We start from the raw sequence: 18474 nt of genomic DNA on the forward strand, positions 1-18474 counted from the left end.
GGTACCTTTACCAGGCAGCCACTGGCTGCCTTTGCCCGCCACTCTTAACCAGCCAGCCCATGACTAGTTCGCTTCGCTTGCCCGTTCGGCTTGGTCCGTTGCTGCTGTTTAGTGCGCTGGTGGCGCTGGTGATTGGTACTGAGTATGCAGTGGTGCATCACCCCAGCTTCGGCCGGCACCCGGCCCTGCCGCCCGCCGTGGCCTTCGACCTGCTGGTAGTGCTGCCAGGGCTGTTCTACCTGTGTTTAGTACGTCAATACAAGCTGCCGCTTACTACGCTGGTGGCCGCCTTTGGCGGTGGCTTAGCGCTGAGCCACTGGCTATTGCCCGCGGCCGGGCTGCCGCTGCTGGCCTGGGCCGGCCGGCTGGCGGCGGTGGGGGAGGTGGCCACTTTTGGCTACTTGCTCGTGCGACTGCGGCGCGTGTGGCGCGGCTACCAAGTGGCCCGGTACCAGTCGGCCGACTTCATCGAAAACCTGCTAGCCGCCGGCCGGCCGGTGCTGGGTCGCCTCACCGAGGCTGTGATGACTGAGGTAGCCGTTTTCCGCTACGCCGTGCTGGGCGGCTGGGCCCCGCTCGAAGCCGACCCGGCCGAGACGCCTTTTAGCACCCACCGCGAGTCGGGATTTGGGGCGTTGCTGGCCACGGCCGCCGGACTGAGCGTAATCGAGCTGGCCGCGGCCCACTTGGTGATCGGGCATTGGTACCCCAAAGCGGCCTGGCTACTCACCGGCCTGAGCTCCTACTCGTTGCTATGGCTGCTGGCCCACGGCCAGGCAGTGCGCCGCCGGCCGGTGCTGCTCACGGCCACCAGTTTGGTGGTGCGCGCCGGGCTTGTGTGGCGGGCATCTATTTCGCTGGATAATATATTGAAAATAAGTAAGTTAACGGAGGTGCCGGCCGGCCGGCCAGGCCTGCTCAACGCGGCCCGACTGCTGCTCACGCCGCCTAACCTGTTGCTCACACTGGCCGCGCCGCAACGCGTGGCTGGCCTCTACGGGCTGCACCGCACCGTGCGTCGCCTCGCCATTTACGTAGACGAGCCGGCGGCCTTGGCGCAGCAGCTCGCTGCGGGCGCACCACCTGCCTGATTTTCGCTTTTTGTGGGCTGCCGCGGGCGGCCCTTTTCTTCTATTCTATTCCCCAATTCATTCCCAAAATGCCTCTCAAAGAAACCATCGACGCCGGCATCAAGCAAGCCATGCTGGCCAAAGACAAAGTGCGCCTCACGGCCCTGCGCTCCATTAAATCGCAAATTCTGGTGGCCGAAACGGCCGAAGGTGCCAGCACCGCCGGCCTCACCGCCGACCAGGAGCAGAAGCTGCTCATTAAGGCCGCCAAGCAGCGCCGCGACTCGGCCGCTACCTACAAGGAGCAGTTTCGCTCCGACCTCGAAGAAACCGAGTTGGCCGAGTTGGCCATTATCGAAGAATTTTTGCCCCAGCAGCTCTCCGAATCTGACCTGGTAGAGAAGCTCGTCGGTATTATCCAGCGCGTGGGTGCCACCGGCCCCTCCGACCTGGGTAAGGTAATGGGCGCCGCCGCCCGCGAGCTAGCTGGTCAGGCCGATGGCAAGCGCATCTCCGAAGTAGTGGGCCACCTGCTGAACAACACCAATTTCTAATGATTAATTAGTTAATGGTCAATGACTAATGATTCGCCTTGCTGTGGCTGCCCAGCAAGTGATTACCAAGTAGCCACTAGGCATTAATCATTGACCATTAACCAATTAATCGCTAAAAAATATGACCCCGCTCGACCTACTGCTGTTGCTGCCGCTAGCCGTGGGTATTTTTAAAGGCTACCGCCACGGGCTGGTGCTGGAAGTGGTATCGCTGCTGGCCTTTGTGCTGGGCGTGGTGGGCGGCCTTAGTTTACTGAGCGCCGCCATTCCGGTGGTGCGCGGCTACGTGGGCGAGCTGTTTGGCCTGCTGCCGCTGGTGGCGTTTCTGTTGGTGCTGGTGCTCATTATGTGGGGCGTGCACCTGCTCGGCAGCTTGGTGAAAAAAGCCGTGCACCTCACCCCGCTCGGCGTGCTCGACAACCTGCTGGGCGCCGTCGCCGGGGGCCTCAAGTGGCTGCTGGGCCTGAGCCTGCTGCTCCACGGCACTGCGCTGGCGGGCCTGCCTTTGCTAGCCCCCAGCCTCACAGCGGGTTCCGTGGTGCTGCCGTGGGTGGTGCGGGCCACGCCGCTGGCCTTACAGCTTACGGCCTATGTACTGCCCTTTGCCCACGACCTGCTGGCCCGGCTGAAAGCGGCGATGTAGAGACACATCTTTGCGTTTCGCCGTTGACCCACTAGGCCCGTATTAAAAACCAATTAGTTACGCTTGAAAATCCTGCTGCTCGATAGCTTCGATTCTTTCACCCACACGCTGGCCGACTACCTGCACCAGCTGGGGGCCGAGGTGCTGTTACGTCGTAATAATGTGCCAGTCAATGAGTTAGAAGAATTGAGTGTGGCTGGCGTCGTGCTATCGCCGGGGCCCGGCACGCCCGCCTCGGCGGGCAACCTGCTGGCCGTAATCGAGCACTACCACCAGCGCCTGCCCATGCTGGGCGTGTGCCTGGGGCAGCAGGCGCTGGGCGAGTTTTTTGGGGCTACCCTGCGCCGGGCCGCCCGGCCCATGCACGGCAAGGTATCCGAGATTGAGTTGCTCGGCGACGACCCCTGGCTGACCGGCTTGCCCCGGCGGCAACCCGTGACGCGCTACCATTCGCTGGCCTTGGAAACCAGCACGTTGCCGGCCAGCCTGCGCCCGCTGGCCGTAACGGCCGACGCCGACCGCGAGCTCATGGCCCTGCGCCACGCCACGCTGCCGCTCTACGGCGTGCAGTTTCACCCCGAGGCGCTGCTCACGCCCCACGGCCGGCGCTGGCTGGCAAATTGGATGGCCTGTTGTAACATTGCATAAGTCGGTTTCCTGATTTTTGCGGCCCTGGCTGCTGGTCTAGGCCGGCCCCGCAAGCCCCGGTTCGCCGAGCCGGAAACCAAGCGCTTCATAACCAGCCACCAGCACGCATATGGAACTTCGCCGCCAGCACCAGCATGGGTTTGACTACGTCGACGAAGGCCAGGGGCCGGTGCTGCTACTGCTCCACGGCTTGTTTGGCGCGCTCAGCAACTGGGAAGACGTAGTAGCCGAATTTTCGCCCGACCACCGCGTCATCATCCCGGTGCTGCCCGTGTACGAGATGCCGCTGCTGCAAGCCACCGTACCCGGCCTAGTCGAGTACGTGGCCAATTTCGTGGAAAAGCTGCAACTGCCGCCCGTATTCACGGTGCTCGGCAACTCGCTGGGCGGCCACGTGGCTCTGGTGTACACCCTGCGCAACCCCGGCCGCGTGGGCCGGCTGGTGCTCACCGGTAGCAGCGGCTTGTTTGAGGACGGCATGGGCGGCTCCTTCCCCAAGCGCGGCAACTACGACTTTGTGCGCGAGCGGGTGGGCTACACCTTCTACAACCCCGCGGTGGCCACCAAAGAGTTGGTCGATGAGGTATTCGCCGTCACCAATTCCAACGCCAAGTGCCTGCGCATGATTAGCATTGCGCGTTCGGCCCAGCACCACAACCTGGCCGGCGACCTGCACCGCATTGCCGTGCCCGTGCTGCTCGTGTGGGGCCTGAACGATACCATCACCCCGCCGCCGGTAGCCCACGATTTTGAGCGTTTGCTGCCCCAGGCCGAGCTAGGCTTTTTGGACCACTGCGGCCACGCCCCCATGATGGAGCGCTCCCAGGGCTTCAACCGCTACCTGCGTCGCTTTCTGAACCGCACTGCTGCTCCCCAGCCCCCGCTCACAGTTGCCACGCACTCAGCGCGCTAGCTGCTGCATTGGTCGAGAGCCGACGCGGTTTTTGCCTAGTACGGGCAACCTTTCGCTCCCTTTAGTAGTCCTAATCTTTGACAACCCCGCCCTGCCCTCTTTTGTCTGGCCACATTTGGTGTTCAGGCAAAAGGCCGGGCTGCTGCCCATCGCTTGCGGTGGGCGTAGGGGGTAGTTTCCCTGGGCTGGTATACTGTTCATTACCTGCTGTTTAGCCCGTATATCTATGCCTGCTCTACTCGCCGAAGACTTGCTCAATCAGATGATTCCGCCGCTGAAGGCTACCGACACCACGGCCAAAGCCGCCCGGTGGCTGGAAGAATTTCACGTGGGCCAGCTGCCCGTGGTGGCGGGCCGCCAGTACCGGGGCCTCATCACGGAGCAAGACCTGGCCGACTACGAAAACCCCGATACCCAGCTGGCCGACCTGGCGCTGGGCTATGCCAACGTGCACGTGCAGCACGACCAGCACTTCTACCGCGTGATGGAGCTGGCCATTGAACAGAAAATCCAGCTGGTGCCGGTGCTCGACGAGCAGCAGGAATATGCGGGCGTAGTAACGGTGAGCGACGCGCTGGCCGCGTTCGGCCCCGTGCCTGGCCCGGCCGGCCAGGGTAGCATCTTGGTGCTTACCATGGAGGAGCGCGACTACTCGCTCTCGCAAATCAGCCGCTACGTGGAGGAGAACAACGCCAAGATTCTCTCGGCCCACGTCATCGCCGACGAGCACGACCCCTACCGCATCCGGCTCACGCTACGCCTCAATACCGATAATCTGGCCCGCATTACGGCCACGCTGGAACGGTTTGGCTACGTGGTATCGGCGCAGTTCAGCGGCGTGCCCGCCGTGGACGAAGGCGAGCAGGAGCGCTTCGACGCGCTGTTGCGCTACCTCAGCGTCTAACTTTACGGGGTGAATTACCGCCGCCAGCTTTCTTTTTTTAATGCATTAAGCTGGTTGCTACTCTGGGGGTTTAGGCTGTTGCTACCAGTTAGCCCGGCCTGGGCCCAAACGCGCCTGCCCCCCGCCTCGCCCGACAGCCTGCGCGAGCTCAGCCAAGAGCGCCGCCCGCCCGCCCTGGCCCCGGTAGTAGCCCCCACCGATACGCTGGTGCGCGTGGGTGCCTGCCCGGCCGCCAAAATCCGGGTATCCGCCATCCTGTTTGCCGGCAACGGCCGCACCCGCGAGCGCACGTTGCGCGCCGAGCTCGACTTCTACGAGGGCGACTCGCTGGTAGTGGCCGACTTGCCCGCCCGCCTCGAAGCCAACCGGCGGCGACTCTACAACCTCCAGTTGTTTCACGTGGTGCTGGCGCAGGCCAGCTGCGGTGGTACGGGCCAACTCACCATTCTGTTTAGCGTGCAGGAGCGGTGGTACATTTTACCCACGCCTATTTTCTCGCTAGCTGCGGCCAACTTCAACGCCTGGCTCGACCGCACCGACCGCTGGCAGCGAATCGACTACGGCCTGCACCTCACCGACACCAACTTTCGGGGCCGCGCCGAGCAGCTCACAGCCAATATCCAGCTGGGCTTCAACCGCAAGTACGAGCTCTTCTACGAAGCGCCGGGCCTGGGCCGCCGCCGCCGGGTAGGCGTGGGCTTCGGCATTTCGTATTACCAAAGCCGCAACCTCGACTACAACACCTTCAACGACCGGCTCCAAGGCCTGCCTGAAGCCGAAACCGACGCCTTTCCCATTCAGCGCTTCTACGTGTCGGGCGGCCTGCGACTGCGCCACACCGTGCAGTTGAATTCGGCCTTCGACGTGTCGTTTCACCGCGAGCAGGTCAGCGACCTCATCTACGGCCTCAATGCCAATTACTTGCTGGGCTTGCAACAGCGTCAATACCTGGAAGCCAGCCTGATAACCACTAATAATCAGCGCAATACCTTCGCCTACCCGCTTACCGGGCAGTTTTTGCAGGCCGCACTTACGTTGCGGCAATTTGTGGGCAGCGAGCGCTCGCCCACCTATGCCGTAGTGCGGGCGCGTTATGCCCACTACCTCAGCCTGGGCCACGGCTTTTACTACGCCGTGGGCCTGGCGGCCCAAACGCGCCTCTTTGCCCCCAGCCTCGCCTACGCCGATGCACGCAGCTTTGGCTACGACGCGCTGGTGCGGGGCTACGACCGCTACGTGGTGGCCGGCCGTACCTACGGCCTGATGCAGCAGGGCCTGAGCCTGCGCGCCTGGGCGCCGCCGCCCCTGCGCATCCCCTTTATCAATAACCCCAAAGGCAATACGTTGCCGCTGGCCGTGTACCTCAACGCCTTTGCCGATGCCGGCTTAGCCAGTGGCCAGTTGGGCTGGCCCATGCCTGCTAGCAACCAGCTGCCTGGCCGGCTGATGGCGTCGCTAGGCCTGGGCCTACATTTGGTGACGTACTACGACCGGGTTTTTTGTTTCGAACTGACACGGACGCTCACGGTTTATCCCACCACGGGAATTTTTCTGCGAACCTCGTTCCCCATCTAAGCGCGCTGTATATTAAGTTTTTGTTATGAAAATTGCCATCTTAGGTAAGCCATTTGACGAGGCAGTAGGGCCTTTCCTGCAAGCCATGCTCGATGAGCTAGCCGCCCGCGGGGCCGAGGTAATTGTGGTAGAGGCGTTCCGGGAGTACATGGATGCCCGCCTGCGCCTACCTCCTGGCACGGGCAGCTTCCGGCGTGGCGACTCGCTCCGCGGGGTGCAGTTCGTGCTCAGCATCGGCGGAGATGGCACGTTACTTGACACCGTCACCTACGTTGGCTCGCTCCAGATTCCCATCCTCGGTATCAACACCGGTCGGCTGGGCTTCTTGGCGCCCATAAACCCCGACCATATTCTACAAGCTATCGATGCGCTGTTTAAAGGCCACTTCACCCTTGAAGACCGTAGCCTACTGCGCGTCGACACCGACCCCGACGTATTTGGCGAATTGAATTTTGGGCTCAATGAGTTCAGTATTCTCAAGCGTGACTCTTCTTCCATGATTGCCGTGCACACGTACATCAACGGCGAATATCTCAATTCCTACTGGGCTGATGGCCTTGTAGTTTCGACACCAACGGGCTCCACCGGCTATTCGCTTAGCTGCGGTGGCCCCGTAATGCTGCCGCAAACCAACAATTTTATCATCGCTCCCGTATGCCCCCACAATTTAAATGTTCGGCCACTTATCGTGTCTGACCAAAGTATTATTTCCTTCGAGATAGAAGGCCGTGCTACTAGCTATCTATTAGCCCTCGATTCACGTTCCGTTCCCATCGAAGCAAGCGTACAAATGGCTGTTCGGCGTGAAAATTTCAACGCTCGGCTAGTTAAACTTAATCACGTCAATTTCTTAAGTACTTTGCGCAATAAGCTGAATTGGGGCCTCGACCGCCGTAATTCAGCGACTGCTAGCCGGCTGAAATAGTGCAAAGAGTGCCGCGAAAAAATGATGTAAATTTTTTTAGTTCCCTTTAGCCCTTACTTTTGTATTCGCTGCGAACCACGTCTTATCCGTTTCGCGCCTCACTTTTGCTAGACAAACTCTCTACCCTGCGCCTTATGACTAAGTTTTTCACATATTCTACGGCTCTGCTTGCCGGAATTGCCTTGTTAGGTTCGACGCAGCACGCCGAGGCCCAGCAGTTCAGCAAGCGTAAGCAATATACCTCTATCGGTGTTAGCCTCAATGCTATGAACTACTTCGGTGACCTTAACCCGGCCACCAACTTTGCTTCATTCCACGCAGGTGATACCCGGCCCAACATTGGCCTGAACATTACGCATCGCTTCTTTCCCCGTGTGTCGGGCCGCTTTGCTGTTGCCTACGGCCAGATTAGAGCTGATGATAATACCAACGCTAATCGGGACGATACCAATGCGCGTTTCCGTTACGCTCGGAACATGAACTTCCGCAACAATATCTATGAGGCCTCAGCCGTTGTTATTGTTGACTTAATTGAAAACCGTAACAATTACCTCAAGCGCCCGGACTTTGTGCCGTATGTTTTTGGTGGAGTTGCTGGTTTCCATCATAGCCCAGAAGGCAAGTATACGGATGGCAATTATGTAGACCTGCAGGCGTTGAAGACGGAAAATGTGGACTACAGCAAGTTTCAGTTCTCGTTACCTTTCGGTGCAGGTGTGCGGTACCGCATCAATCGTAACTTGGATGCATCCTTCGAAATTGGCTTCCGCAAAACCTTCACCGGGTACTTGGATGATGTAAATAACAAATACGTTACCCCTACTATTACTTCTGCTGAAGCGCTGTATTTCAGTGGGTTTAGTGGAGGCCAATATGGGCAAGGCATTACCAACAATGCTGCAGGTATCGCAGGCGGCTTTAAGCCTGCTACCGACCCTACAAATAGCGCTAAGCGCGGCCAGGGCAAGACGGACTGGTATACGGTTACCGGCTTCTCGCTCAACTACATCCTGAACCCCAAAATCAAGAACCCCAAGTTCCGCTAAGCCTTATCGGCTGGCTGGACCTTCACTTTACAGTCTGCTGCATGACCGTTTTCCGGTTTTCCTTCGCACTCCCTGCTGGCTTGCTGCTAGCGGGGAGTGCGTTTTTTTTGGCTATTCCTGCTTTCGCGCAGCATACCAGCGAGTTAGGTATTGGGGTAGGAACTGCTAATTATAAGGGCGAAGTATCGCCCCAGTTTCAGTGGCAAAATAGCCGGCCCGCCCTCACGGTATTTTACCGCCGTGATATATCGACGCCCGTGACGCTGCGCGCCAGCGTAACTACCGGTTTTTTGCGGGCCACCGATGCCAATGTGGAAGGCGTGAATGGCAACCCGCCGCCGCTCCAGCAATACCGCCAACTGCGGCTTACGGGAGGCTTGGTAGAAGCATCAGGCGTAGTAGAATATAACTTTCTGGATTACCACAGGCGCAAGGACCAGCACCGCGCGCATTTCTCTCCCTACCTTTTTGCCGGGCTGGGCGTGTATTTCGCCAACACTACTGTACGTAGTGATAATCCCGATTTGCAGGCCGATTTCAACCGGCAAGGCAGTAAAGTGGGCATCGCCATTCCGGCGGGAGCGGGGGTGAAGATTGCGCTTACTGAGCACTTTAATCTAGGTGGGGAGATAGGCGCCCGCAAAACATTCACTGACCAGTTTGACCATACCGGCGACCAGTCGCCACTACTCGTGAATAGCCACGACCAGGATTGGTATTATTATTCGGGCATCAGTTTGTCTTATACCTTCTACAAAATCCTGTGTCCTCCCGCCTATAGTAAGGACAAGAAGTTGCTGCGGTGAAGGATTGTCACGAGGCAATTTCAAGTATAAACCATTTACTGTAAATAGTTTATCCAAGTAAGCCGAAGGGCTTTTCTCATCGGTTGCTTAGCGGGGCAGGGGTATACTGCAACCCTTTGCGTAACTTGCGGCCTCTTATACGCAAACCGCAACAATGGCCGAACGGTCCGAAATCGACCTCTCTAATATTCCAGCCCACGTGGCCGTTATCATGGATGGTAACGGGCGGTGGGCCAAGCAGCGGGGCGGCCTGCGCGTGTTTGGGCACCAAAGTGGTATCACGGCAGTGCGCGACACAGTAGAAGAAGCGGCCGAGCTGGGGGTTAAGTACCTAACAATGTATGCTTTCTCTACTGAAAATTGGAGTCGTCCGGCTTTTGAGGTGACGGCGCTCATGCAGCTGTTGGTGCATACCATCCGCAAGGAGACACCCACGCTGCTCAAAAACAGTGTGCGCCTGCAAGCCATTGGGCAGGTAAGTAACCTGCCCGACAGCTGCCAGCGTGAGCTAGCCGAATCGATAGAGTTGACCAAGGCCGGAACCCGCATGACGCTGGTGCTGGCCCTGAGCTACAGCGGCCGCTGGGACCTGACCCAGGCCGCGCAGCGCCTAGCGACCGATGTGGCGGCCGGCGTAGTAAAGCCTGCCGATGTAACCGAGCAAACTGTAACAAGCTACCTGGCCACGGCCGGGATGCCTGACCCCGAACTACTTATCCGCACCAGCGGCGAGCAACGCATCAGCAACTTCTTGCTTTGGCAACTCGCTTACACGGAGCTTTATATCACCCCCGTACTGTGGCCCGATTTTCGGCGCAGTCACTTTCGCGATGCCTTGCAGGCCTACCAGGGCCGGGAGCGCCGCTTTGGTAAAACCAGCGAGCAGCTGTCGATATCCTGATTTTTATTTAGCAGAATGATGCGTACTAACTTACGTAGTGGCTTATTTGGGGTGTTATTGGCCGGCGGCGCACTACTTGCCAAGCCAGCGCTTGCGCAAGAGATGGCCCCAACGGCCGAAGAGTCGCGTAAATATGAGCTGGGCGGCATCACCGTGAGCGGCGCCCGCTACCTAGACCCTAATACGCTGATTGGCTTGTCGGGTTTGCGCATCGGCGATATGGTGAACGTGCCGGGCGACGATTTGGGCAAGGCGATTCGCAAAATATGGGCGCAGGGCATCTTGGCCGATATTTCGGTGAGTATTGCGCGCACCGAGGGCAATAAGATTTTCCTGGATTTCAACGTGCGGGAGCGGCCGCGCCTCTCTAAGTTCTCTTTTGAAGGCATCAGCAAAGGGCAGGGCGAGGAGATTGAGAAGAAAATCAAGCTCATCCGGGGCAAAGTAGTAACCGACGCCCTGTTGTCGAACACCCGCACGCAGGTGCGTAAGTTCTACACCAACAAGGGTTTCCTCGATACCAAGGTGGTTATCCGCCAAGTGGCCGACTCGGCGCTGTCCAATAGCGTGGCCCTGAAGATAGACGTGGACAAGGGCCAGAAGGTCCGCATTCACGACATCGAGTTTGAGGGCAACGAAGCGTTTAAAGACGGTAAGCTGGCCAAGCAGTTCAAGAAGACCAAGGCCCGTAAGTCGTACAAAATCCTGACTCCTGGTAAATTCCAACGGTCTGATTTTGAAGATGATAAGAAAAAGCTGGTTGATTTCTACAACGACCAGGGCTACCGCGATGCGGTGGTGGTATCCGATACCATCGAGCGGGATGAGAAAGGGCTGATTGTCAAGCTGAAAGTAAGTGAGGGGCGCAAGTATTACTTCCGCAACATTACCTGGGCCGGCAACTACCTCTACGACAGCAAAACGCTGTCGTCGGTGCTGGGCGTAAAGCGCGGCGCTGCCTACAGCAAGGAAAGCCTCGATAAGCGCCTGCACTACAACCCCACGGGTCAGGATGTGGAGTCGTTGTATATGAACGACGGCTACTTGTTCTTCCAGCTCGACCCGGTGGAAACCAAGGTGGAGGGCGACTCGATTGATATTGAGATGCGCATCACCGAGGGTGTGCAGGCCCGGGTGAAGGACATCAACATTTCCGGCAATACCAAGACTTCCGACCACGTGTTGCGCCGCACGTTGCGCACGCTGCCGGGCGACAAGTTCAACCGCGAACTGCTCATTCGCTCGCAGCGCGAAATTGCTACGCTGGGCTACTTCGACCCCGAGAAAATCGGTATTAACCCCGTGCCCAACCAGGCCGACGGCACTGTGGACATCAACTATACAGTGGTGGAGAAGCCGTCGGACCAGATTACGCTTTCGGGCGGCTGGGGTGGCTACGCGGGCTTCATCGGTACGGTGGGCTTGGTGTTCAACAACTTCTCGCTGCGCAAGGCCGGCGACTTCCACAACTGGACGCCGGTACCGGCCGGCGATGGTCAGCGCGTGGCCCTGAACGTGCAGGCCAACGGTTTCCAGTATCAGGCCTACTCGTTCAGCTTTACCGAGCCGTGGCTGGGCGGGCGCAAGCCGCAGTCGCTATCATTCAGCCTGAACCGGAGTATTTCGCGCCTGGGTACCAACTTCGATGCTACTACGGGGCAGTTCATCAAGGTGAACAGTGCTACCATCGGCCTGGGCCGCCAGCTGCGCGTGCCCGATGACTACTTCTCCCTAAGTAACTCGCTTTCGTACAGTCAGTACCAGTTGCAGAACTACGCTATTTTTGCCGATTTCACCACTGGCCGAGCCAACAATATCACGTTTAATACTACGCTCTCGCGCAATAGTATTGATAACCCGACCTACACGCGGCGCGGCTCGTCGCTCAGCCTGAGTGTGAACCTCACCCCGCCTTACTCAGCGTTTCCGGGCTCGCACCCGAATACGTATGAGTGGGTAGAGTTCCACAAGTGGATGTTCGACGCCTCTTGGTTTACGCCCATCGTGGGCAAACTGGTGCTGAACACGCGGGCGCACTTTGGCTACATCGGCACCTACACCAAGGACCGGGAGCCGGGGCCGTTCGAGCGCTTCAAAATGGGTGGCGCGGGCCTAGGCTATGGCGGCGGCGGCTCCTTCCTGGTGGGTACCGATTACATCGGCTTGCGGGGCTACGATGACCCCAACGGCGCCTACGCCATTCCGACGGCCCAAACGGGCAAAAGCGGTGGCGTAGCCTACAACAAGTACGTGGCCGAGCTGCGCTACCCCGTGAGCCTCAACCCCGCCGCTACGGTGTACATCTTGGGTTTTGCTGAGGCGGGCAACGCGGCCGATATCTACAGCCAGTACAACCCATATAAGCTGTATCGCTCGGCGGGCTTTGGAGCTCGGATTTTCATGTCGGCCTTCGGTTTGCTGGGCTTCGACTATGGCCGGGCTTTCGATACGGTAACGCCGCCGGCCGGCACTACTACGCCGCAGGATTTCAACCACTTTCACTTCATCATCGGCCAGCAGATTCGCTAGCCAGCCGCCGGGCTGAACGTTTTGGCCCTCGATGGGGGTTTGCCTGATTGGTTGCGGAGCCCGCGGGGCTAACCCCCAGCCAGCGAGTAGACTAAAATACCGAGCCCATTCGTTGCTAATCGCCGCACCGAAGCTGATTTCGGGCCGCCCTCTCCTTTTTCTGCCCCATGACTCACATTGCTCGTTCCCTGCTGGCGCTGGTGCTACTCCTGGCCTGCGCTCCGGCCTGGGGCCAGAGATTCGGCTACATCGACACCGAGTTTATAATGGGTAAGATGCCGGAATACGCGCAGGCTCAAACGGAGCTGGCCAAGCTGACCGAAACCTGGCAGAAGGAAATTGATGCCCAGAAAAAGGACCTCGACAAGCTGTACCGCACCTACCAGGCAGAGGAAGTGGTGCTGACGGAGGCAATGAAGAAGAAGCGTCAGGACGAAATTTTGAAAAAAGAGCAGGACGTTAAAGCCTACGAATCCAAACAGTTTGGCTACGAGGGTCAGTTGTTTAAGAAACGCGTCGAGCTAAACAAGCCCGCTCAAGACAAAATATTTGACGCCGTAGAAAAGGTGGTGAAAGCGCGGAAGTTGGACTTTATGTTCGACCGCAACGGCGACCTGACCATGCTCTACGCCAACCCCACGCACGATTATACCGAGTTTGTGTTGGAGGAGTTGGGCCTGGGCTCGCCCACCCGCAACCAGCCTGGTCCCAAAGGCCCCGTAAAAACGGTAAAGCCGCCCAAAACGCCCACCGCCAGCACCGACCCCGCTTTCGAGTCGGATTCGGGTGCCCCAGACCCGGCTGGTACTACCGAGGCGGCTGGTGCTACCAAGGCCCGCCCTGCTAAGGCCGCCAAGCCTACCAAGGCGGTTGCGGGCGAAAAGCCCTAGCTGCCTTAACTTTGCAATCAGAATTTTTTTAAGACCCTTGACTTTCTTCGTAAACCGCGTGAAAAAACTTCACCTGACCTTCGCCACCGCACTTCTCGTTGCCGGTTCTTTCTTCGCTCCGAGCGCTCAGGCGCAGGCCCCGCTCAAAATTGGTTTTACCAGCGTAGAGTACGTACTGAGCCAAATGCCTGAGAGCAAGCAGATTGAGTCGGATTTGAAAGCTTACGGCACGCAGCTGGAAGCGCAGTTGAAAAGCAAGCAGACGGCTTTCCAAACTAAGCTCGATGCCTACCAGAAAGGTGGCGCGGCGATGACGCCCGTGGTGAAAGCCGATACGGAAAAGGAATTGCAAACCATGCAGCAAGGCCTGCAGGAGTTTCAGCAGACGGCTCAGCAGTCGATGCAGCAGAAGCAGCAGACGCTATTGCGCCCGGTGCTCGATAAGATTCAGAAGAACATTGATGCCGTAGCTACCGAAAACGGTTACACGTACGTGCTGAACTCGGACTCGGGCAGCAACCCCATTTTGCTGCACGGCCCCAAGGACGGCGATATCTCGGATATCATCCTGAAGAAAATGGGTATTACGCCTACTGCTGCTGCTCCGGCACCTACCACGCAGGCTCCTAAAAATCAGGCTCCTATCGTGCCACCCGCGCCCGCTGGCAAAACGAAGACTAAGACCAAGTAAGCTACTGCCAGTTAGTGGCCAAAAAGCCGGAGCCTGTGGCTCCGGCTTTTTTCGTGCCCATCTTCTTATAAACTAGTTATTTATGCAATTGCCACCCGCCGCCGACTCCGACCCTGCTGAGCTTGACCCACTGGAAGCTGACCTTGACCTTACGCCCATTGAGGGTGAAGAGGAAGAAGGGGAGGGCGATGAGCTGTATGAGCACCACCGCTTCGTGGGCGACCGCAAGCAGGAGCCGATGCGCCTCGACAAGTACCTGCTTAATCGATTGGCCAATGCTTCGCGCACCAAAATTCAGGACGCGATTCGGGCCGAGGCGGTGCAGGTAAACGGCCACGTGACGAAGCCCAGCTACCAGGTGCGGCCCGCCGACGTTATTACCATCGTGCTGTCGGAGCCGCCGCGCATTGGCAAGGTTATCCCGCAAGAGATGCCGCTGGATATTCGCTACGAGGATGACGACCTGCTGCTGGTGAACAAGCCCCCGGGCCTGGTGGTGCACCCCGCCTATGGCCATTGGGAGGGCACGCTGGTAAACGGGCTGGCCTTTCACCTCGCCAACCTGCCCACGGGCCGCAACGGCGAGGTGCGCCCCGGCCTGGTGCACCGCATCGATAAGGACACGTCGGGCCTGCTGATTGTGGGCAAAACGGAGTGGGCTATGACGCACCTCTCGCAGCAGTTTTTCCATCACACCATCGAGCGCACGTACCTGGCCTTGGTGTGGGGCAAGTTTGAGGAAGAGCAGGGTACCATACGGGGCCACATTGGCCGCAGCCTGCGCGACCGTAAGGTTCAGGCCGTGTACCCCGATGGCTCGCAGGGTAAGCACGCCGTAACGCACTACCGCGTGCGCCAGCGCTTCGGCCCCGTTACGCTGCTGGAGTGTCGCCTCGAAACCGGCCGCACGCACCAGATTCGGGCGCACATGCAACACATTGGCCATCCGCTGTTTAGCGATACTGTGTATGGCGGCAACCGCATTCGGGTGGGGCAGTCTATTGGTAGCTACAAGGCGTTTGTGGAGAATTGCTTTGCCCTGCTGCCCCGGCAGGCGCTGCACGCGCGCTCGCTGGGCTTTGTGCACCCCACCACCGGTGAGCACCTGAACTTTGAAATGGACTTACCACAGGACTTCGCCGCCGTGCTGGCCAAGTGGGAAACCTGGGCCGCCGCTCAATAACTTAAGTTATTAGCTTTTAGCTACTGGTTTGAATTTGGATAGATGCCGGACGCAAAAAGCCCCGACACTGCAAAGTATCGGGGCTTTTTGCGTCTGGCTGTTAAGCGTTATTTCTTCTTAACAGTCGTGGTAGTGGTTTTCTTAACCGTGGAAGTGCGCGGCACCCCTTTGATGATTTTCATCGCGTTGGTAGCATCGGCATTCGTGGGGTCGATGTCCAGTACCTTTTGGTAGTAAGGTGTGGCAGCAGCTTTATCACCCTTTTTCAGGTTGTAGTAGCCGAGGTAGTTATTGCCCTCGATGATGCCACCACGGTACTTGGTGGGGTCAGCGCTGGCTAGCTCCAAGTACTTCTCGTAGTAGGGCTTGGCCGTTCCTTTTGTCGACTCGGGGTCGAGGCCAAAGTTGGCTTCTGCGCGGGCCAGGTAGGCAGGTACGTAGGTAGGCTTGGCCGTGATGATGATGTTATACACGCTGTCAGCCTGCGTAAACTGCTTATTGCTGCTGTAAGCGCTACCCAGACGGAACTGGTCAGCCAGGTCACCGTTAGGCGTGGCCATGATGGCCCGGTAGGTTTTGATAGCGTTAGGGTAGTCCTTCTGCGATGCATAGGCCGAAGCCAAGTCATGCATTGCCTCGTTCTTCTTGGCCGGGTCAGTAGTAGAAGCTACCGACTTTTGCAGTACACCAATGGCGTCGCCGCCTTTGCCCATCTTCAGCAAAATCTTGCTGCGGTAGGCGTTGTCCTCGGGTAGCACTTTGTCGGCGGGCGCAATTTTCAGGAACTGGTCCATAGCGGCCAACGAGCCGGGATAATCGCCGGTTTCGTACAAGTTGAACGCCTTCAAGCGGTTCATGGTGAAGTTGTTAGGCTCCACGGCCAATACTTTGTTTACTTCAGTCAGCGACTCGGGGTACTTCTTGCTTAGGTACAGGAACGAAGCGTATTCTGCATCCGTCTTGCTCGACTTTTCAGCCATACCCGTGTACTGCTGGAAAGTGCTTACCGCCTTGTCATATTGACCGCTTGAGAAGTACATCTCTGCCAACTCCTTATAAGCCGGAGCGTACTGCGGGTTGATGGCGATGGCTTTATCCAGGTTAGATTTTGCGTCGGCACCGTTACGGCTACGTACGTTTAGCACGCCCTTCTTGTAGAACGCCTCAGCATTTTGGGGGTTAGCGGCCGTCGCGCGGTCGAAGCTGCTCATGGCTTCGCCACCGCCCTGGTCGGTGAGCAAGTAGATGTCGCCGCGGGCTACCATCAGCGTCGGGTCATCCTTGCCTTTGCTCAGAGCTTCGGCCGTCTTCACGTAAGTGAGGGGCTTGTTGATGTCTTTTACATCTGACTCGCCGTAGGCCTGCGCAATCATGGTTAGCACCTTGGCATCCTTGTTCTTGGTTGCTTTGGCAGCCGCGTCGAATTTGGCATCGGCTTCGGCATTCTTGCCTTTGGCGAGCAACGCCCGGCCTTCGGCTACCATGCCGGCGGGCGTAGCGCCCCCGGCCCGGTTGAAGTAATAAGCGGCTGAATCGGGCATTTCGCGCATCTGGTAGAGGCGGCCCAACTCAAAGTTGGCTTCGGGCGAGCTAGCACCCCGTAATAGCCCGCGGGCTTCGTTATAACGCTCCAGCTCAATGGCTTTCTGGGCAGAAGCAACATTCTGGGCGGTGGCGGCCGTAGCGCCGGCCCCTACAGTGAGGGCGGTCAGCAGCAGCGGTTTCCAAGGCTTAAAAGGCATAAGAAGAGAGGGGGAAAGTTAAGGTTAGGTGAAAGAAAGTGTGGTGTTATTACGCGATTAGGGCCAAGGTAGTTCCTTAGCGCTTGTTGGTGGTCACGATGCGCGCCTGCATATTGGCAGGCATGAGCCCTGACTTTTGGAAGATGAGCTGGCCCTTTTGCCCGGCAATAAAGGATACAAAACCCGAGCCTAAACCCGCGCGCGCTTCCCGCTTCACGGCGTAGATGTTGCGCCGCAGTGGATATTTCTGCAATTCGGGGTGAGCATTCAGCAACTCGGCCGACATGGGGGACAGGTATACCTGGTAGGGCTGAATGAAGTCGTCCTTGGTGGGGTTGGGCCGCGCCGTAATGCCCGCTACCCGCACGCGCTTGAGAAAGCCGCGCACGGCGGGGTCGTCGAAGTCCGAAATCCAGTTTACGCCCACCACGCCCACCGCATTGGGATGCGTGGCCACGTAGTCGAGCAGCTTGGGGTTGGACTGCGCCGCAAAGGCTTTGGAACTTAGCGCCGCGCCCAGCAGCAGCGAGTCTTTGATAAAGCGGCTGGTGCTGCTGCGGTTGGTATCAAACACCACGTTGATGGGCCCCAGCTTCTTCTGGCCGCTCACCTGGCTCCACTGGGTGGTTTGGCCCCCGAAGATACCGCGCAGCTGCGTCATGGTCAGCAACGAGTCGGGGTTGGAGGGATGCAGAATGATGGCCAAGCCATCGATGCCGATGGTGGTGGTGGTGGGCAGCATTTCCTGCTTATCCATCTCCTTGGTTTCGGCCGCGGTCAGCTTGCGCGAAGCAATGGCCACCTTCACCTTATCGTTGAGCAAGTCCAGAAATACGCTGTCCTCGGGCTGGTACGATACCTTGAGGTGGGCATCGACATAAAGCTTCTGAAAAGTATCGACCTGCGACTGCATCACGGGGGCAAATGTTTCGTCGACGCTGATGCCCACGTGGCCGCTAGTGGGCGTGTCCGTCGATTCTTCGCTGGTGCCAGCCGAGCGGTCGGGGTTGCAGCCCGGCAGCAGGCAGGCCGCCAGCAGCAGGGCACCCAGCGCGGTGCGGCCGGGTTGGGGCAGGGGGTTAGTTGAAGTCGTCATCGGGCGGGGGCTGGCGAAACTGGGTGTGGAAGGTGCGCACCAAGCGGAAGATTCCATAGAGTACAAAGATGGCGGCCAGCGTGAGCCGAACCCCGTGGCTGAGCTGCAAAAGGGCCCCGGGCTGCGCGGGCGTAATCCAGAGAAAAACCCCGAGGCCAATGGGCAGCGCCGACCGAACGAGCGCAAACAAACGCGACACCGATAGCGGAGAGCCAAGCCGGTCTTTGGTGGGAGAAGCAGGCATGTGGTAGAAAATGAGGTGAATACCGATAACCCACGCCGGGCCCCGATTTGTTCGGGCCCGGCGTGGGCTGGCTATCAGACTGCAAAAAAGGCTATAAAACCCGGCTTTCCTACA

Annotated in this window: 18 protein-coding genes; 15 read left to right on the plus strand and 3 right to left on the minus strand. The window is 58.5% G+C overall.

Annotation, left to right across the window (positions count from 1 at the left end; translation table 11 throughout):
- The first annotated feature begins 59 nt into the window (after nt 1–59).
- From ACYVGC_RS15750 to ACYVGC_RS15820, 15 genes are all read left to right on the plus strand, one after another.
- Nucleotides 60–1091, plus strand: coding sequence for a hypothetical protein (locus ACYVGC_RS15750; RefSeq protein ID WP_460584799.1), 1032 nt, complete (start codon nt 60–62; stop codon nt 1089–1091).
- 68 nt (nt 1092–1159) lie between these two features.
- Entirely contained in the window at nt 1160–1624 is a 465-nt protein-coding gene (locus ACYVGC_RS15755; RefSeq protein WP_460584800.1) for a GatB/YqeY domain-containing protein, read from the plus strand.
- 121 nt (nt 1625–1745) lie between these two features.
- Nucleotides 1746–2267, plus strand: coding sequence for a CvpA family protein (locus tag ACYVGC_RS15760; RefSeq protein WP_460584801.1), 522 nt, complete (start codon nt 1746–1748; stop codon nt 2265–2267).
- Nucleotides 2268–2330: 63 nt separating this feature from the next.
- Nucleotides 2331–2915, plus strand: a complete 585-nt coding sequence (locus tag ACYVGC_RS15765; protein WP_460584802.1) for an anthranilate synthase component II — start codon at nt 2331–2333, stop codon at nt 2913–2915.
- A 109-nt stretch (nt 2916–3024) separates the two neighbouring features.
- Nucleotides 3025–3828: an alpha/beta fold hydrolase gene (locus tag ACYVGC_RS15770; RefSeq protein WP_460584803.1), complete on the plus strand. Its 804-nt coding sequence runs from the start codon at nt 3025–3027 to the stop codon at nt 3826–3828.
- A gap of 226 nt (nt 3829–4054) precedes the next feature.
- Nucleotides 4055–4732 (plus strand): CBS domain-containing protein, encoded by a 678-nt coding sequence (locus ACYVGC_RS15775; protein ID WP_460584804.1) that lies wholly within the window; start codon nt 4055–4057, stop codon nt 4730–4732.
- Nucleotides 4733–4810: 78 nt separating this feature from the next.
- Nucleotides 4811–6307: a BamA/TamA family outer membrane protein gene (locus ACYVGC_RS15780; protein WP_460584805.1), complete on the plus strand. Its 1497-nt coding sequence runs from the start codon at nt 4811–4813 to the stop codon at nt 6305–6307.
- 25 nt (nt 6308–6332) lie between these two features.
- Complete coding sequence (locus ACYVGC_RS15785; protein WP_460584806.1) at nt 6333–7232, plus strand: diacylglycerol kinase catalytic domain-containing protein; 900 nt, start codon at nt 6333–6335, stop codon at nt 7230–7232.
- Between the two features lie 134 nt (nt 7233–7366).
- Entirely contained in the window at nt 7367–8278 is a 912-nt protein-coding gene (locus ACYVGC_RS15790) for a DUF6089 family protein (protein WP_460584808.1), read from the plus strand.
- Between the two features lie 41 nt (nt 8279–8319).
- Complete coding sequence (gene porG / locus ACYVGC_RS15795; RefSeq protein ID WP_460584809.1) at nt 8320–9084, plus strand: type IX secretion system protein PorG; 765 nt, start codon at nt 8320–8322, stop codon at nt 9082–9084.
- A gap of 154 nt (nt 9085–9238) precedes the next feature.
- A complete protein-coding gene (locus tag ACYVGC_RS15800) occupies nt 9239–9985 on the plus strand; it encodes an undecaprenyl diphosphate synthase family protein (protein WP_460584810.1) in 747 nt (248 codons plus the stop codon).
- Nucleotides 9986–10000: 15 nt separating this feature from the next.
- Nucleotides 10001–12514 carry an outer membrane protein assembly factor BamA gene (gene bamA / locus ACYVGC_RS15805; protein ID WP_460584811.1) on the plus strand — a complete coding sequence of 838 codons (2514 nt, stop codon included), beginning with the start codon at nt 10001–10003 and terminating at the stop codon, nt 12512–12514.
- Nucleotides 12515–12681: 167 nt separating this feature from the next.
- On the plus strand, nt 12682–13404 hold the full coding sequence (locus ACYVGC_RS15810; protein WP_460584812.1) for an OmpH/Skp family outer membrane protein: 723 nt from the start codon (nt 12682–12684) through the stop codon (nt 13402–13404).
- Between the two features lie 58 nt (nt 13405–13462).
- Entirely contained in the window at nt 13463–14095 is a 633-nt protein-coding gene (locus ACYVGC_RS15815; protein WP_460584813.1) for an OmpH/Skp family outer membrane protein, read from the plus strand.
- An 82-nt stretch (nt 14096–14177) separates the two neighbouring features.
- Complete coding sequence (locus ACYVGC_RS15820) at nt 14178–15278, plus strand: RluA family pseudouridine synthase (protein ID WP_460584814.1); 1101 nt, start codon at nt 14178–14180, stop codon at nt 15276–15278.
- A 107-nt stretch (nt 15279–15385) separates the two neighbouring features.
- Here the strand turns inward: ACYVGC_RS15820 and ACYVGC_RS15825 are convergent, their stop codons facing one another.
- The 3 genes from ACYVGC_RS15825 to ACYVGC_RS15835 form a co-directional block, all read right to left on the minus strand.
- Entirely contained in the window at nt 15386–17020 is a 1635-nt protein-coding gene (locus tag ACYVGC_RS15825; protein WP_460584815.1) for a tetratricopeptide repeat protein, read from the minus strand.
- A 76-nt stretch (nt 17021–17096) separates the two neighbouring features.
- A complete protein-coding gene (locus ACYVGC_RS15830; RefSeq protein WP_460584816.1) occupies nt 17097–18116 on the minus strand; it encodes a PstS family phosphate ABC transporter substrate-binding protein in 1020 nt (339 codons plus the stop codon).
- Nucleotides 18100–18360, minus strand: coding sequence for a hypothetical protein (locus ACYVGC_RS15835; protein ID WP_460584817.1), 261 nt, complete (start codon nt 18358–18360; stop codon nt 18100–18102). The genes ACYVGC_RS15830 and ACYVGC_RS15835 overlap by 17 nt, the downstream gene beginning before the upstream one ends.
- Nucleotides 18361–18474 lie beyond the last annotated feature (114 nt).

This window comes from Hymenobacter arcticus, assembly GCF_054779975.1.

Excerpts from the sequence above, each read along its gene's own strand:
- bamA (WP_460584811.1), top strand. The coding sequence starts at position 10,001 with ATGATGCGTACTAACTTACGTAGTGGCTTATTTGGGGTGTTATTGGCC.
- ACYVGC_RS15810 (WP_460584812.1), top strand. The coding sequence starts at position 12,682 with ATGACTCACATTGCTCGTTCCCTGCTGGCGCTGGTGCTACTCCTGGCC.
- ACYVGC_RS15750 (WP_460584799.1), top strand. The coding sequence starts at position 60 with ATGACTAGTTCGCTTCGCTTGCCCGTTCGGCTTGGTCCGTTGCTGCTG.
- porG (WP_460584809.1), top strand. The coding sequence starts at position 8,320 with ATGACCGTTTTCCGGTTTTCCTTCGCACTCCCTGCTGGCTTGCTGCTA.
- ACYVGC_RS15800 (WP_460584810.1), top strand. The coding sequence starts at position 9,239 with ATGGCCGAACGGTCCGAAATCGACCTCTCTAATATTCCAGCCCACGTG.
- ACYVGC_RS15770 (WP_460584803.1), top strand. The coding sequence starts at position 3,025 with ATGGAACTTCGCCGCCAGCACCAGCATGGGTTTGACTACGTCGACGAA.
- ACYVGC_RS15825 (WP_460584815.1), bottom strand. The coding sequence starts at position 17,020 with ATGCCTTTTAAGCCTTGGAAACCGCTGCTGCTGACCGCCCTCACTGTA.
- ACYVGC_RS15760 (WP_460584801.1), top strand. The coding sequence starts at position 1,746 with ATGACCCCGCTCGACCTACTGCTGTTGCTGCCGCTAGCCGTGGGTATT.
- ACYVGC_RS15835 (WP_460584817.1), bottom strand. The coding sequence starts at position 18,360 with ATGCCTGCTTCTCCCACCAAAGACCGGCTTGGCTCTCCGCTATCGGTG.
- ACYVGC_RS15830 (WP_460584816.1), bottom strand. The coding sequence starts at position 18,116 with ATGACGACTTCAACTAACCCCCTGCCCCAACCCGGCCGCACCGCGCTG.
- ACYVGC_RS15820 (WP_460584814.1), top strand. The coding sequence starts at position 14,178 with ATGCAATTGCCACCCGCCGCCGACTCCGACCCTGCTGAGCTTGACCCA.
- ACYVGC_RS15790 (WP_460584808.1), top strand. The coding sequence starts at position 7,367 with ATGACTAAGTTTTTCACATATTCTACGGCTCTGCTTGCCGGAATTGCC.
- ACYVGC_RS15755 (WP_460584800.1), top strand. The coding sequence starts at position 1,160 with ATGCCTCTCAAAGAAACCATCGACGCCGGCATCAAGCAAGCCATGCTG.
- ACYVGC_RS15775 (WP_460584804.1), top strand. The coding sequence starts at position 4,055 with ATGCCTGCTCTACTCGCCGAAGACTTGCTCAATCAGATGATTCCGCCG.
- ACYVGC_RS15785 (WP_460584806.1), top strand. The coding sequence starts at position 6,333 with ATGAAAATTGCCATCTTAGGTAAGCCATTTGACGAGGCAGTAGGGCCT.